This is a genomic window from Pseudomonas sp. DW-iso17 (genome assembly GCF_058725345.1).
The window spans coordinates 113,137-127,456 of sequence record NZ_JBZXEA010000004.1 but is presented as its reverse complement, the minus strand read 5'-3'; the positions used below and the strand labels follow the sequence as shown (position 1 = coordinate 127,456).

Genomic DNA, 14,320 nt, shown 5'->3' with positions numbered 1-14,320 from the left:
AGGCAAGCCAGCTCCCACATTTTCGACCGTGCCCGCTTCACACCCTCGCCGCTGTGCCCGGCGCCTGCTAGATTGGTCATTCTCCAAATGCCAGGGAAGCACCATGGGCCATTCACTGAAAATTTTGGGTCGCACCTCCTCCATCAACGTGCGCAAAGTACTCTGGACCTGCCAGGAACTGGGCATCGACTACGTGCGTGAGGACTGGGGCATCGGCTTCAAGCCCACCCAGTCCCCCGAGTTCCTCGCCTTGAACCCCAACGCGCAGGTGCCGGTGCTGATCGACGACCATGGCGTGCTGTGGGAGTCCAATACCATCTGTCGCTACCTTGTCGGCCTTTATCAGCGCCATGACTTGCTACCCGTTGAGCCTGCCTTGCGTGCTCGGGTTGAACAGTGGATGGACTGGCAGGCCACCGAACTCAATCCTTCATGGGGCTATGCGTTCCACGCACTGGTGCGTAAGAACCCGGACTATCAGGACCCGCAACGCATCCAGGCGGGCGTGCAGGCCTGGAATGACAAGATGGCCTTGCTGGAACAACAGTTGACCAAGACCGGCGCCTACCTCGCGGGCGAAGAGTTCACCCTCGCTGACATTTTGATAGGTCTTTCGGTGCATCGGTGGCAGATGACACCCATGGAGCGGCCACCCTACCCCGCCATCGAGGCGTATTACCAACGCCTCAGCCAGCATGCCGGCTTCAAGACCTTCGCCCTCGACGGCCATGACTAAGCGAGCTATTGGGCCTCAGGCATGGTCATCACCATTGGTCTGAAAACCACTACCACCTGTCATATTTGACAGTAGACCTGTTTTTCATCTTCACCTATTCATAAGCCAGAGCAAGGCAATGCCTCGCTCATCCCTGAATATGGAGAAGCAGCCATGAGCGAGAAGATCGGTGAGTACGACAAAATTTCCGGCGTAATCGATGGGTGGGATATCACCTTTGTCACGTCCTTTGTCGCCCATTTGAACGGAGAGTCAGGTTTCAATTCGACAGTAGGAATCATGTCCGGATCTGGCTTGATAAAAATGAGCATCGACCAAAATATCAAGGCAGGTGAGACCTACGACATCGATGCAACGGGGAGTGATAAAAAAGTAAGGCTTGAGTTTGACGACACGCGACAAGGCGAGTCCGGCAACTATATGGCAACCAGTGGCAAATTCACCGTATTGAAACTGCAAGGCAATATGCTGTCAGCGTCCCTCCACTTTGAGGCGCAAACCGCGCAAGCCCCTCAAAAGAAGATGAGCTTCACCCAAGGCGTTTATGAGGTTGAGGACTTCAAGCACGTCTAGAACATCCACGCAGCGGGAGGGCCCCACTCCCGCCAGAAGCTGCCTGCCGATAGCAACCTTCGGCAGGACAGCCTTCGCGCCCTCGCGCGATAAACCTCTGAAACAGAGGCGCCGCGCGCAATTAATCGGCGAATGTACGGGCTACCGTCCGCAACTTAACAAACACCGCTTTCCGTTAGCCAGCTAAGATTCCAGGTGACCGCATATGGAATTTCCTCATGTCCACACTCCCCGCCTCAGCTACGGACACCCTCGCCCCCCACCGAGCCGCCCACATCAGCGCCCGCATCGACCGCCTGCCCGCCGTCGCCACTATTTGGCGCCTGGTGGCGTTGCTCTCCATCGGCGGCTTTTTCGAGCTGTATGACTTGTTCCAAACCGCCTATATCAGCCCTGGCCTGATCAGCGACGGGATTTTTCATACCGGCAGCGAAGGTGTTTTCGGCTTCTCGGACCAGGCCGCTTTCGCCTCGGCCACATTCCTGGGCCTGTTCCTCGGCGCCAGCCTGCTCAGCCCCATCGCCGACCGCTTCGGGCGACGCGCGATCTTCACCTTTGCGCTGGTCTGGTACACGGTGGCAACGGTGCTGATGGGCATTCAGACCTCGGCCGTGGGCATTATCTGCATGCGCTTTCTGGTGGGCATTGGCCTTGGCATCGAACTGGTGACCATCGATGCCTATCTGTCGGAACTGGTACCTAAGCGCATGCGCAGTTCGGCGTTTGCCTTTGCATTTTTTATCCAGTTTCTGTCGGTACCGGCTGTGGCCTTGATGTCGTGGTGGCTGGTGCCACAGGCGCCGTTCGGTATCGCGGGCTGGCGCTGGGTGGTGCTCTCAAGTGCAGTGTTTGCGCTGTTTATCTGGCAACTGCGCAAGCGCCTGCCGGAGTCACCGCGCTGGCTTGCACAAAAGGGACGCTTCGAAGAGGCCGACACGATCCTGAACAACCTGGAGGCACGCTGCCAAAAGGATCATGGCAAGCCGCTGGACGAACCGGACCCCGAAGCCATCAGCGTGCAGGGCAATGGCCGTTTCGCCGATATCTGGCAGCCGCCCTACCGGCGCCGCGCCTTGATGCTGATCGTGTTCCATGTATTCCAGGCCATCGGCTTCTTCGGCTTTGGCAACTGGCTGCCGGCCTTGCTCTCGGGCCAGGGTGTCAGCGTGACCCACAGCCTGCTCTACGCCTTTATCATCACCCTCGCCTACCCGCTGGGCCCGCTGTTGTTCGTCAAGGTGGCCAACCGCTTTGAGAACAAATGGCAAATTGTCGGCTCGGCCATGGGTGCAGTGATCTTCGGCAGCCTGTTTGCCCTGCAAACCACAGCGTTAGGGCTGATTTTCTGCGGGGTGATGATCACCTTCTGCAATGCCTGGCTGAGCTTCAGTTATCACTCCTATCAGAGCGAATTGTTCCCCACCAATATCCGTGCGCGAGCGGTCGGGTTCTGTTATTCATTCAGCCGTTTGTCCACGGTGTTCAGTAGCCTGTTGATCGGCTTTATCCTCGAGCACCTTGGCACGCCGGGGGTGTTGGCGTTTATCGCCAGCAGCATGTTGATCGTGATGATTACCATCAGTTGGTTCGGGCCGCGTACGCGCAACCTGGCGCTGGAGAACATCGCTCACTGACGGCAACGGTTGGCCGCACAAGGAGAAGGCTTGCCGCGCCGACGACTCCCGCCCCAGTAAACACTGGGGTACGGCACCCGGCACAGTATTTGCTCCAGCTGTCGCACCGTCTGTTTTCATAGGTGACCGATCATGCTGGTTAACAACACTCAAGCGGCGTCGAACGTGCAACAGATCACGCGACCCGACATGGACCCCGCCAACGCCGCCGCCAGTGCGCTGTACAGCGGCGCTTTGCAGGCTGCGCAACACAGCGTCACAGTGCCGGCCGCGCAGAGGGAATTGGACAAGGCCAGCGATCGCATCGACGAAGCCTTCGCCAAGACCCGCGTGCAGTTACAGGCCACGACTAACGGGGCACGTACCGAGTTCACCGAATACATGAGCAGATCCCCGGCCGAACGTATTCGTGAACAGCTGCTCAAGGAACAAGGGCTGACCGAAGAGCAAGTGCAGGCGCTGCCCCAGGAAAAACAAGACGCCATCGCCAAACAAGTGGCCGAGCGCTTGAAAGAGCAGCAACAGCAGCAGGTTGCGGCGAAGGCCACTGCTTCGCCAGCCGAGACAGTGAAAGAAACCCTGGCCGCGATCTGAACCTGTGGGAGCTGGCTTGCCTGCGATAGCATCACCTCGGTTCATCTGATACACCGAGGTGTCTGTATCGCAGGCAAGCCAGCTCCCACACTGATCGGTCTAGCGGTCTGGCTCATGGAAGGTCAAGGGGCTTGAAGACAGCCTGCTGCACGTCGACTTTTTTCGGGATCAGGCCGTTGGCAAAAAACAGGTCGGCGGTGCGTTGCTGGTTGGCAATGTCGATGGCCGCCAAGGGGCGGATCGGCTCAGGCGAGCGATGTTCGAAGTAGCTTTTGACCACCGCCGGTTGCAGGCCCAGGGTGCCGGCCATCAGCGTGATGCTCGCGGCAGGCTCATCAAGCGACAGGCGCTGCGCCTTGCCAAGCGTCTGGATAATCGTGGCGATGGCCTCTGGGTGCTGCTTGGCAAACGGGTGGTTGACCACGAAGAAACTGCCCGCAGGGTTCAACCCTTGCCCGTCCCGCAGCACACGTGCCGAGCCGTCGATCACGGCGGCCGAGTAGTACGGGTCCCACACTACCCATGCGTCCACCTTGCCTTGTTCGAACGCGGCGCGGCCGTCGGAAGGCGACAGGTACACCACATTCACATCCTTCCACTGCAACCCGGCGTGCAGCAGGCTTTTGAGGAACAGGTTGTGTGCACTGGAGCCCTTGAGCAATGCCACGCGCTTGCCCTTGAGTTCGGCCACGTTCTGCACGGTGCTGGCCTTGGGCACCAGCACTGCTTCGGCCTTGCCCTCGTTGGGCTCGACGGCAAAATACTGCAAGTCGATCCCGGCCGCCTGGGCGAAGATCGGCGGTATATCACCAATATTGCCGATGTCCAGGCTGCCTGCGTTGAGCGCTTCGATCAGCGGCGGGCCACCGAGGAATTCGGTCCACTGCACCTGTGTACCGGGCAGTGCGGCTTCGAAGAGCTTGTGCTCACGGGCGAGCACCATGCTGACCGAGCTTTTCTGGTAGCCGATGCGCAGCGTGGAAGGTTCGGCCGCCGAGGTGGGTTGCGCCAGTACCGCCAATGCCAGCAGCGAACTGCCCAGCAGGTGTTTGATTGCTTTCATAAGTTGCCTCTTGGTGGTTCGATCAGATTCAAAGTGAGCACAGGAAGTGTGGGAGCTGGCTTGCCTGCGATGGCGGCCTGTCATGGCCAGAGGTGTTGGCTGGCTCACCGCTATCGCAGGCAAGCCAGCTCCCACATTTGATCGGGGTGGGATTCAAGTCCGGTAACAGCGCGGGCCATGTAGTCACTGACCGAGCGCTGGGAAATCCCCAATTCGGCGGCGATCTGGGGGTACGTCAGGCCGTTGACGCGGGACAGCAGGAACGTCGCCTTGACCTTGGCCGGCAAGCGGTCGAGCGTCTGCTCGACGGCCTGCAGCGCTTCGAGCACTCGGGCCCTGCCCTCCGCGCAGGCCGCATCGTTATCCAGCGCAGCGAGGTAGGCACGCTCCAGGTCACGTCGACGCCACACCTGGTACACCAGGCGCTGGGCAATGGTGGTAAGCAATGCGCGGGGCTGTCGTATCGGCGCTACCTGAGGTGCACTCAAGAGCTGGACAAACGCGTCGACGGCGATGTCTTCGGCGTGGGCACGGGAGTTGAGGTAGCGGTGCAAACGGCTGCACAGCCAAGGGTAATGAATGCGAAACAGGGAGCCCACATAGTCGCTGTGAGCACGATCGGCGCCGGACATAGGGGCTCCTTCTGAGTAGGTTGCGCGGTATGTCCGGTGTTCCGGTGAAGCAATCCTAGCAAGGCTCCTTATGCTTTAATAATACTTAAAACGCATTCTTATATAACCTTATTGAAGTACCGAATAGCCGATGCTGGCGGCTTTGCGCTGGTAATCCAACACCACCTGATAGTCATCTTCGCTGGCAGGAAGCACAGCTCGCACACCGAGGGTTTGCGCCACCTGCGGCAGGTCCTGCAACGCCAGGTTCATCGCCTCACGAATCTGCGCCACCTGCCCATCGCTCAAGCCCAGCGCGCCTATGTAAGGCAAAGTCGGGCTCGGCGCGCTGCGGGTGATGACGCGCAGGCCCGCGACCTCTTCGGGGGCGAATCGGGCGAGGTAGTCGTAGGTGACGCTATCGATGGCGGCGAGGTCGGCGCGGCCTTCACGCAGCCAGCGCAAGCTCTCGCGGTGGGCGCCGCTGATGCCGACGCTGGCGAAGAACCGCCCGTCGCGCTGCAACGGCGCCAGACAGTGACGCAGCAGGTTCATGCCGCTGTTGGAGTCGTGGCCGTTGATCACGCCGCGGCTCTGGTAGAACTGCGTCAGGCGGGTACGCGGGTTGTCCGCGCGGGTCAACAGCAGGCTGCAATGTTCGCCGTGGCTGCTGTGGGCCAACTCGTAACGGGGGCGCCCAATGATGCGCACCTGGCCGCGCAGTTGGGTCATCAGCGGGTAGCCGCAGGTTTGGCTGACGAGCAATTGTGGCGCCAGCCACAGGCCGCGCAAGTCGAGGTGGTCGGCATCAAGACGATGCAGCTTCAAGCGCTCGATGATGCGCGCCAGCCAGTGTTGATTGGCCTGCTGGATGGGCTCGGGCGCAACGTACATGCGCAGGTCGGCGTAGTGTTCACTCATGGTCGCCTCTCAGGCAAACGGGTGCCGGGGACTGTCGATGGCCTTGAGGCCGTGACGGCTGATCAACTGGCCGTAGCCTTGCACCAGGAAACCACCGCTGCGCGCCAGCCACTGCTTGCGCCGGGCACGGTACACCCTGGGCAGCAGGTACCACGGCAACTTTGGCAGATCGTGGTGCACCAGGTGCAGATTGTTGTTGAGAAACAGCCAGGCCCAGGGCCAGGACGCTTCGTTGAGCACTGTGCGGTGTTCCGGCCGCAGATGGGGGCGGTGCTCATAGTAGGAGCGGATCGAAGCCAGGGACAACGCTGGCACGCTGACCAGCAGCAGGTAATGCCACACCGCAAGCGCGCTGTAGGAGGCAATGAAACTCAGCATCAGCACAGTAACGGCGCCGTGAGCCAGCCACATCGGCCATACCTGGGGCAGGCGTTGAAACTCGTGACGGGCCAACCGGCCAATGGCCAACGGCGCAGCCAGCAGGAAGCGGCCAAGCACGGTCTTGGTCAGCCAATGCACGCCACGTTCGAACAGCGAGCTGTCGTCCCATTGCTGCTGATTGAGGTAGCGGCTTTCCGGGTCGATGCCCGGTAGGGTCAGGTTGTCGTCGTTGTGGTGCAACAGGTGGCTGTCGCGGTACAGCGTATAGGGATACCACACCGCGAAAGGCGCATAGCCGAGGAGTTTATTGAGCAACAACGAACGGGTCGGGTGGCCGTGGAGCAATTCGTGCTGCACCGATAGCCACAGGGTCACCAGCGGAATCAGCAGCAACATGCTCAGCCACAGGCCCAGCCACCGGCTGCCAAGGATCACCGCGAACCAGCCGGCATATACGCCGATCAACAGTAGCCAGGTCGGCCATTCGGTTCTTGCCACGAAGGTCGTCGCCAGGGCTTCGATTTCCCGGCGTTGGGTCGGATCAAGGTAATTGGCCATCGGCAGCTCAGAGCAGGTGTTTCCTGCTCTGTGCAATGAGGCGGGAAAATCTTGCAGATCGTTTAGTTCTAAGCGTGTAACTCAGTGACCGAACAGGCCTGCTTCGGATTTTTTGGTCTTCTTGTCCGCGCGTTTTTCATCGGCGGTCTTTGCCGGTTTTTTCTTGGCGGCTTTCTTTGAATCCATACCTTTGGCCATGATGCATGCTCCACTAACAGGGGATGTAGCACTGGGTATACCACCTATTGCCCGGCAGAAGGCGCTTATAATCCCCGGCCCTGGATAATGCTTGTCTGAACCCCATGCCCCCATTGCACATCGAACCGCTGGCAGAGCCTCTGTGGCCACTGCTGAACAAGTTTTACCGCAACCACAATTCGTCGATGAAGGCACTCAAGGGCGGCCGCTTGTGGGTGGCGCGCGATAGCGACATCGTGGCGGGCTTGTGCTTGAGCCCGGTGGTGGGTGGGCAGTGGCTGACGGGGGTGTTTGTGGCGCCGACTTATCGTGGCCAGGGGCTCGCGGCGCGACTGGTTGAAGAGGCCGTGGCGGGTTGTGAGGGGACGGTCTGGTTGCTGTGCCATCCGGACCTGGAAGGGTTGTATCGGGGCATGGGGTTCAGCCAGGACACGGTTTTGCCGCAATCGCTGAGTGAACGGCTGGTGCGTTACAAGCGCAATAAGCCGATGATTGCGATGGGGCTCAATGCCCCAGTCCTGAATAAACACTGATCCCACAGTTGAACTGTGGGCTATTCGTCAGCCGTTGGGTCCAGCTCCGGGAACATCACTTCAATAAACCCGAATTTGCTGAAATCGGTAATCCGCGATGGGTACAACCGGCCGATCAAATGGTCGCACTCATGCTGCACCACCCGCGCATGGAAGCCGTCGGCAAAACGCACAATCGGCTCGCCCTTGGGGTCGAAACCTTCGTAGCGGATCTGCTGGTAACGGTTCACGGCGCCGCGCAGGCCGGGCACTGACAGGCAACCTTCATAGCCCTCTTCCAGTACCGGGCTAAGCGGTGTGATCAGCGGGTTGATCAGAATGGTCTGGGGTACCGGCGGCGCCTCCGGGTAGCGTTCGCTGGCCTCGAAACCAAAGATCACCAGTTGCAGGTCGACACCAATCTGCGGTGCAGCCAGGCCAACACCGCCTACGTGTTCCATGGTCTGGAACATATCGTCGATCAGTTGCCACAACTCGGGGCTGTCGAACATCTCCGGCGGTACCGGCGGGGCGATACGCAGCAGGCGCTCGTCGCCCATTTTCAGGATTTCACGGATCATTGTTCAGGCTCGGTAATGGGCTTGGAGTGGTCCCGGCCGAGGCCAGAGACGTGTTGTTTTTCATCGGTGTGGCCCGGCTCGCCTATTTCTTTCTCACCGGGGTCCTTGCCCTCGGCAGACATATGCTCGATGACCGCGTTCATCTCCGCGCCCAGCAGCAATACGGCGGCAGAGATGTAGAAATACAGGAGCAAGACAATGATCGCGCCGATGCTGCCATACATGGCGTTGTAGTCCGCGAAGGTCTTGACGTAGTAGCCAAAGCCCAGGGAGGCGACGATCCATACCACCACGGCCAAGACGGAGCCGGGGGTGATAAAGCGAAACTCCTGCTCAACGTCCGGCATCACGTAATACATGAGGGCCACGGCGAACATCAGCAAGATCACAATCAGCGGCCAGCGCAGGATGGTCCACAGCGTGACCACGAATTCCTGCATGCCGATCTGCCCGGCCAGCCACTCCATGACCTGTGGGCCCAGCACCATCAGCGCGGCGGCGGCCAGCAGCATGCCAGCGATGCCCACGGTGTAGAAAATCGACAGCGGGAAACGCTTCCAGATCGGCCGCCCTTCCACCACGTCGTAGGCGGCGTTCATGGCGCTCATCATCAGGCGCACGCCCGCAGAGGCCGTCCACAGTGCGATGACGATACCCACCGAGAGCAAGCCGCCCTTGGACTGCTGCAACTGATCGATCACCGGGTTGACCTGTTCCAGCGCCTGGGGAGGCAACACCAACTCCGATTGCAGGCGCAGCCAGGTGAAGAAGTCAGGCAGGTGCAGGAAACCGATCAGGGCAATGAGAAACAGCAGGAACGGAAACAAAGAGAACAGCATCTGGTAGGCCAGTGCCGAGGCGTAGGTAGGCATCTCGTCATCGACGAATTCCTTGACGGTGCGTACCAGCACCTTGTGCAGCTTGAGACCATCGAGTACCGGAAAAAGCATAGCGTCTCCTTTCGCCGCAAAGAGGTTGAGTTCGTGGGCGACTCAGGGGCCGTTTTCTACATCAAAGTAGCCCATTTGGCGACTTTGAAACAATTTCGAAAGTTTAGTTGCAACACCGGATACAAAAACGGCCATCCGTGGATGGCCGTCGGGCTGCTGGGGGCTGCCCCCCAGGACGTGTTACTCAGTGGCTTTTTTCACTGCGTCCTTGGTCTTGCCCACTGCTTGCTGAGCTTCGCCTTTTTTCTCTTGGATCACGCCTTCAGCACGCAGTTTGTCATTGTCTGTGACTTTACCGACGCCTTGCTTGATGTTACCGACAGCTTCGTTCGCCAAGCCCTTTACCTTATCGGAAGTGCTGCTCATGGTATTACTCCTGATAACAATCAAATGGTTTTTGGTCACTACGTAGCGGTTGACCTGAAGCGCAACGGCAGAGTTTCAATTATTTTTGTACGAGCATTTCATCGAAAGCGGCAGGTTTGGCTTTATGTTTTATGCCCAACCCACGAGAATGCCCGGCACATTCAGGCTGCAACGCTGAATAACAGATCCCGTAGGAAGGTTATGAAACTCAATAAAGCACAGGCCATTGCCCGCAGAAACCAGGAACTGGGCGGTGCCGTACTCGGCGTCAACAACTGCCACTTCACCGACCTGGACCGCAAACGCAACATCTGGTGGTTCGACCTGCCGGTGGGGCGTATTGCCGTGGGCCAGTACGAGTGGATCCATCTGTTGATGCACAACGCCGACACCGACCAGTTGCTGCACCTTAAGGTGCCGACCGTGTTCCTGCGTGAAAAACTCGAGGGGCTGGTGGTGCGCAATGCGGGCAAGCGCAAGCCGGAGATTACCCTGGAGTTGAGCGCCGACAAGGATTCGTTCTTGAAGGACGTGCGCCCCGCCGGTGCGGGTGTGAGCTTCGCGCAGTTCGCGCTGTAAGCCCGGTAACCCTGTGGGAGCGGGCTTGCCCGCGATGGCAGTGAGTCAGGCGATACAGCAGTGGCTGGTGTAGCGCTGTCGCAGGCAAGCCCGCTCCCACAGGAGGTAAGTGTTTGGCCAGCGCCCTCATAAAAAACCCCGCATCAGCGGGGTTTTTATGGGTTACTTTTTAAGACCGAGTTTCTTCAGTTCTTCATCACGCAATTCACGCCGCAGGATCTTGCCCACGTTGGTGGTCGGCAACGCATCACGGAACTCCACGGCCTTGGGCACCTTGTAGCCGGTGACGTTGGCGCGCATGTGTTCCATCACCTGGTCCTTGGTCAGGGTGGCCCCTGGCTTGACCACGATGAACAACTTGATGTGCTCGCCGGATTTTTCATCCGGTACGCCGATGGCCGCACACTGCAGCACGCCCGGCAGGCCCGCCAGCACGTCTTCGAGCTCGTTGGGGTAGACGTTGAAGCCGGAGACCAGAATCATGTCCTTCTTGCGGTCGACGATACGCATGTAGCCGTCTGGCTGGATGATCGCGATGTCGCCGGTCTTCAGCCAGCCCTCGCTGTCGAGCATCTCGTCGGTGGCATCCTGGCGCTGCCAGTAGCCCTTCATCACTTGCGGACCTTTTACACACAGCTCGCCGGTTTCGCCCAGCGCCAGCTCGGTACCGTCGTCGGCGATGACTTTACACGCGGTGGAAGGCACCGGAATGCCAATGGTGCCGATCTGGATGTTCTGGATCGGGTTGACCGTGGCCACCGGGCTGGTTTCAGTCATGCCGTAGCCTTCGCAGATCGCGCAGCCGGTCACGGCCTTCCAACGCTCCGCCGCAGCCAGTTGCAACGCCATGCCGCCCGATAGGGTGACCTTCAGCGCAGAGAAGTCCAGCTTGCGGAAACCTTCGTTGTTGCACAGTGCCACGAACAGGGTGTTGAGGCCGACGAAGCCGCTGAACTTCCACTTCGACAGTTCCTTGACCATCGCCGGCAGGTCGCGCGGGTTGCTGATCAGGATGTTGTGGTTGCCGATCAGCATCATCGCCATGCAATGAAAGGTGAAGGCATAGATGTGGTAGAGCGGCAGCGGTGTGATCAGGATCTCGCAGCCTTCATTGAGGTTGGAGCCCATCAGCGCCTTGCATTGCAACATGTTGGCGACGAGGTTGCGGTGGGTCAGCATCGCGCCCTTGGCCACGCCGGTGGTACCGCCGGTGTATTGCAACACGGCCACATCGCCGCTGGCCGGGCTGGCATCGTTGACCGGCTGGCCATGGCCCTTGGCGAGTACGTCGTTGAACTTGATGGCCTGGGGCAGATGATAGGCCGGGACCATTTTCTTCACGTACTTGATCACGCTGTTGATCAGCACGCGCTTGAACGGCGAGAGCAGGTCGGCAACTTCGGTGACGATCACGTGCTTGACGGCGGTCTTGGGCACGACTTTTTCAGCCAGGTGCGCCATGTTGGCCAGGCAAACCAGGGCCTTGGCCCCCGAATCATTGAATTGGTGTTCCATCTCCCGCGCGGTGTACAGCGGGTTGGTGTTGACCACGATCAGGCCGGCGCGGATGGCACCGAATACAGCGACGGGGTATTGCAGAACGTTGGGCAGTTGCACAGCGATTCGATCGCCAGGCTTCAAGTCGGTATGCTGTTGCAGATACGCGGCGAATGCGCCGGACAATTCGTACAGTTCACCGTAGGTGATTGTCTTGCCCAGGTTGCTGAAAGCCGGTTTGTTGGCGAAGCGCTGGCAGGACTGCTTCAGTACCGCCTGAATATTCGGATACTCGTCTGGATTGATCTGTGCAGCAATCCCGGCGGGGTACTTATCCTTCCAAAAGTCTTCATTCATGGAAGCCCACTCCTCAGCGACGCGAATTCATCATCGCATTTGATGCGATTATTATTGGTGTATGTTTTTAGGTGAGTCTGGCGCTTTCAAGCAGGCCTAGAAGTCACAAAGCGCGCCGAGAGTAGCAGCTTTGCCAAGGGCCGCCTAGAGCCAAAAGAGGGCCCTACAGTCATAAACATGACTCAAGAATATCCAATGGTCACTTTTAGAGCAAAAATTCTATAACGCCAAAAATGGCTCTAGAACAAGCTCTCAAGGGTGCTATATGACAATGTGGGAGCTGGCTTGCCTGCGATAGCGGTGGATCAGTCAATTCAACAGGTGACTGAAACACCGCTATCGCCGGCAAGCCAGCTCCCACATTTTTTGTACCCGGTTTCAACTCAAGCGATGTCGCGCAGCTCCCGGCGCAAGATCTTGCCCACCGGTGTCATCGGCAACGACTCTCTCAGCACAATATGCTTAGGCACCTTGTACCCCGTGAAGTTGGCCTTGCAGTACGTCTTCAGTTCCTCGAGGCTCACCCCCTGGGCCCGTGCCACCACGAACAGCTTCACCGCCTCCCCCGTGCGCTCGTCCGGTACGCCGATCACGGCGCAGTTGGCCACGGCCGGATGGGCCATGATCACGTCTTCGATTTCGTTGGGGTACACGTTGAAACCCGAGACGATGATCAAATCCTTCTTGCGATCCACAATACTGATGTAGCCATCGGTGTCGATCACCGCAATGTCACCGGTCTTCAACCAGCCATCGGCGTCCAAGGTTTCGGCGGTGGCGGCCGGTTGCTGCCAGTAGCCCTTCATCACTTGTGGACCCTGGATGCACAGCTCGCCGCGCTCGCCCAAAGGCAGTTCTTGCCCCAGGTCATCGACGACTTTCATCGCCGTACCCGGCACCGGGATGCCCACGGTACCCAGGCGCGACAGGCCGCCGTAGGGGTTGGTACTGGCCACTGGCGAGGTTTCGGTGAGGCCGTAGCCTTCGCCGATGGCGCAACCGGTCAGCGCCTTCCAGCGTTCCGCCGTGGCCTTGACCAGAGCGGTGCCACCGGAGTTGGTGATCTTGAGGTGGGAGAAGTCCAGGCTCTTGAAATCCGGGTGGTCCAGCAGCGCCACAAACAGGGTGTTGAGCCCCAGCAGGCCGGAGAACTGCCACTGTTTGAGCTCCTTGATAAACCCGCCGATGTCCCGTGGGTTGGTGATCAGCACGTTGTGGTTACCGGAGACCATCATGCACATGCAATTGGCCGTGAATGCATAGATGTGGTACAGCGGCAGCGGTGCAATCATCACCTCCTGCCCTTCCTTGATCAGCGGATGGCCGTCGTCGCCCAGTTGCGACATGCACGCCCGCACTTGCTGCATGTTCGCCACCAGGTTGCCGTGAGTGAGCATCGCGCCCTTGGCCAGGCCGGTGGTGCCGCCGGTGTATTGCAGCACGGCGACGTCGTCCAGGGTCACCGGATGGCGCGTCACCCCAAGGCCCGCGCCTATGCGCAGGGCGCGCTTGAACGACACTGCTCGCGGCAGGTGGTAGGCCGGAACCATCTTCTTCACCTTGTCGACCACGGTGTTGACCAGCCAGCCTTTGGCGGCGGGCATGAAATCGCCCATCCTGGCTTCGATCAGGTAGTCGATCTCGGTGTCGGTGCATACCTCCTGCACCCGCGAACCGAACAGGTTGAGGTAGACCAGCGCGCGCACACCGGCGTCCTTGAACTGGTGGCGCATCTCGCGCGGGGTATACAGCGGGTTGGTGTTGACCACGATCAGCCCGGCGCGCAGTGCGCCGAACACCGCCACCGGGTAATGCAGCACGTTGGGCAGCTGCACCGCGATGCGCTCGCCGGGCTTGAGGTCGGTGTGCTGCTGCAGGTAACCGGCAAACGCCGCACTCTGGCGTTCAAGTTCTGCGTAGGTGAGGGTAATGCCCATGCTGCTGAATGCCGGACGGTCGGCAAAGGTCTTGCAGGAACGCTCGAACACCTCGATCACCGACTTGTAGGTGCTGAGGTCGATGGCATTGGGGACTCCCGCCGCGCGTTTGTCATTCCAGAAATCAGGTTGCATTATTCTTGTCCTCTTTACCTGAGTGTGTCCGGCCGCTGCCATGCAGATGTGCAGCAATAAGAAGCGGAGCTTTGGGGAAGTTAGCAGCTATGGCCAAACAGGCAAGACGCTGAACTGTGTCATTGATTGTATGAATC

At 59.3% G+C, this 14,320-nt stretch carries 15 protein-coding genes; 6 read left to right on the top strand and 9 right to left on the bottom strand.

Annotated elements, in window-relative coordinates; genetic code table 11:
- Positions 1 to 103 precede the first annotated feature (103 nt).
- The 4 genes from AC4PS6_RS04150 (at position 104) to AC4PS6_RS04135 (ending at position 3,537) form a co-directional block, all read left to right on the top strand.
- Positions 104 to 736 carry a glutathione S-transferase family protein gene (locus AC4PS6_RS04150; protein WP_122300715.1) on the top strand — a complete coding sequence of 211 codons (633 nt, stop codon included), beginning with the start codon at positions 104 to 106 and terminating at the stop codon, positions 734 to 736.
- A 153-nt stretch (positions 737 to 889) separates the two neighbouring features.
- Positions 890 to 1,309 (top strand): hypothetical protein, encoded by a 420-nt coding sequence (locus AC4PS6_RS04145; protein ID WP_492180702.1) that lies wholly within the window; start codon positions 890 to 892, stop codon positions 1,307 to 1,309.
- 218 nt (positions 1,310 to 1,527) lie between these two features.
- Positions 1,528 to 2,943, top strand: a complete 1,416-nt coding sequence (locus AC4PS6_RS04140) for an MFS transporter (RefSeq protein ID WP_020303123.1) — start codon at positions 1,528 to 1,530, stop codon at positions 2,941 to 2,943.
- Between the two features lie 132 nt (positions 2,944 to 3,075).
- Positions 3,076 to 3,537, top strand: coding sequence for a hypothetical protein (locus AC4PS6_RS04135; protein ID WP_020303124.1), 462 nt, complete (start codon positions 3,076 to 3,078; stop codon positions 3,535 to 3,537).
- 112 nt (positions 3,538 to 3,649) lie between these two features.
- Here AC4PS6_RS04135 and AC4PS6_RS04130 read toward each other — a convergent pair whose 3' ends face one another.
- The 4 genes from AC4PS6_RS04130 to AC4PS6_RS04115 all read right to left on the bottom strand — a co-directional run bounded on the left by AC4PS6_RS04130 (position 3,650) and on the right by AC4PS6_RS04115 (position 7,071).
- Positions 3,650 to 4,600, bottom strand: coding sequence for an aliphatic sulfonate ABC transporter substrate-binding protein (locus AC4PS6_RS04130; RefSeq protein ID WP_020303125.1), 951 nt, complete (start codon positions 4,598 to 4,600; stop codon positions 3,650 to 3,652).
- A 110-nt stretch (positions 4,601 to 4,710) separates the two neighbouring features.
- Positions 4,711 to 5,232, bottom strand: coding sequence for a sigma-70 family RNA polymerase sigma factor (locus AC4PS6_RS04125; protein WP_019819328.1), 522 nt, complete (start codon positions 5,230 to 5,232; stop codon positions 4,711 to 4,713).
- Between the two features lie 108 nt (positions 5,233 to 5,340).
- Positions 5,341 to 6,132 carry a phosphate/phosphite/phosphonate ABC transporter substrate-binding protein gene (locus AC4PS6_RS04120; protein WP_336827237.1) on the bottom strand — a complete coding sequence of 264 codons (792 nt, stop codon included), beginning with the start codon at positions 6,130 to 6,132 and terminating at the stop codon, positions 5,341 to 5,343.
- A 9-nt stretch (positions 6,133 to 6,141) separates the two neighbouring features.
- Positions 6,142 to 7,071, bottom strand: coding sequence for a fatty acid desaturase (locus AC4PS6_RS04115; protein ID WP_198833042.1), 930 nt, complete (start codon positions 7,069 to 7,071; stop codon positions 6,142 to 6,144).
- 302 nt (positions 7,072 to 7,373) lie between these two features.
- Here AC4PS6_RS04115 and AC4PS6_RS04110 point away from each other — a divergent pair, with 302 nt between their 5' ends.
- Positions 7,374 to 7,802: a GNAT family N-acetyltransferase gene (locus AC4PS6_RS04110; protein WP_019819336.1), complete on the top strand. Its 429-nt coding sequence runs from the start codon at positions 7,374 to 7,376 to the stop codon at positions 7,800 to 7,802.
- Between the two features lie 20 nt (positions 7,803 to 7,822).
- Here the strand turns inward: AC4PS6_RS04110 and def are convergent, their stop codons facing one another.
- The 3 genes from def to AC4PS6_RS04095 all read right to left on the bottom strand — a co-directional run bounded on the left by def (position 7,823) and on the right by AC4PS6_RS04095 (position 9,678).
- Entirely contained in the window at positions 7,823 to 8,362 is a 540-nt protein-coding gene (def, locus tag AC4PS6_RS04105) for a peptide deformylase (protein ID WP_014719654.1), read from the bottom strand.
- The gene (locus tag AC4PS6_RS04100) at positions 8,359 to 9,312 is read right to left on the bottom strand and encodes a YhjD/YihY/BrkB family envelope integrity protein (protein WP_198833043.1); all 954 of its coding nucleotides are present in this window, start codon (positions 9,310 to 9,312) and stop codon (positions 8,359 to 8,361) included. The genes def and AC4PS6_RS04100 overlap by 4 nt, the downstream gene beginning before the upstream one ends.
- 180 nt (positions 9,313 to 9,492) lie before the next feature.
- Positions 9,493 to 9,678 (bottom strand): CsbD family protein, encoded by a 186-nt coding sequence (locus AC4PS6_RS04095; protein ID WP_003193737.1) that lies wholly within the window; start codon positions 9,676 to 9,678, stop codon positions 9,493 to 9,495.
- A gap of 201 nt (positions 9,679 to 9,879) precedes the next feature.
- On the opposite strand from AC4PS6_RS04095, the gene AC4PS6_RS04090 reads away from it, so the two are divergent.
- Positions 9,880 to 10,257, top strand: coding sequence for a hypothetical protein (locus AC4PS6_RS04090; protein WP_003193739.1), 378 nt, complete (start codon positions 9,880 to 9,882; stop codon positions 10,255 to 10,257).
- 162 nt (positions 10,258 to 10,419) lie between these two features.
- On the opposite strand, the gene fadD1 is transcribed toward AC4PS6_RS04090, so the two are convergent.
- Positions 10,420 to 12,111 (bottom strand): long-chain-fatty-acid--CoA ligase FadD1, encoded by a 1,692-nt coding sequence (fadD1, locus tag AC4PS6_RS04085; RefSeq protein WP_014719656.1) that lies wholly within the window; start codon positions 12,109 to 12,111, stop codon positions 10,420 to 10,422.
- 383 nt (positions 12,112 to 12,494) lie between these two features.
- Complete coding sequence (fadD2, locus tag AC4PS6_RS04080) at positions 12,495 to 14,183, bottom strand: long-chain-fatty-acid--CoA ligase FadD2 (RefSeq protein ID WP_198833044.1); 1,689 nt, start codon at positions 14,181 to 14,183, stop codon at positions 12,495 to 12,497.
- Between the last annotated feature and the right edge of the window lie 137 nt (positions 14,184 to 14,320).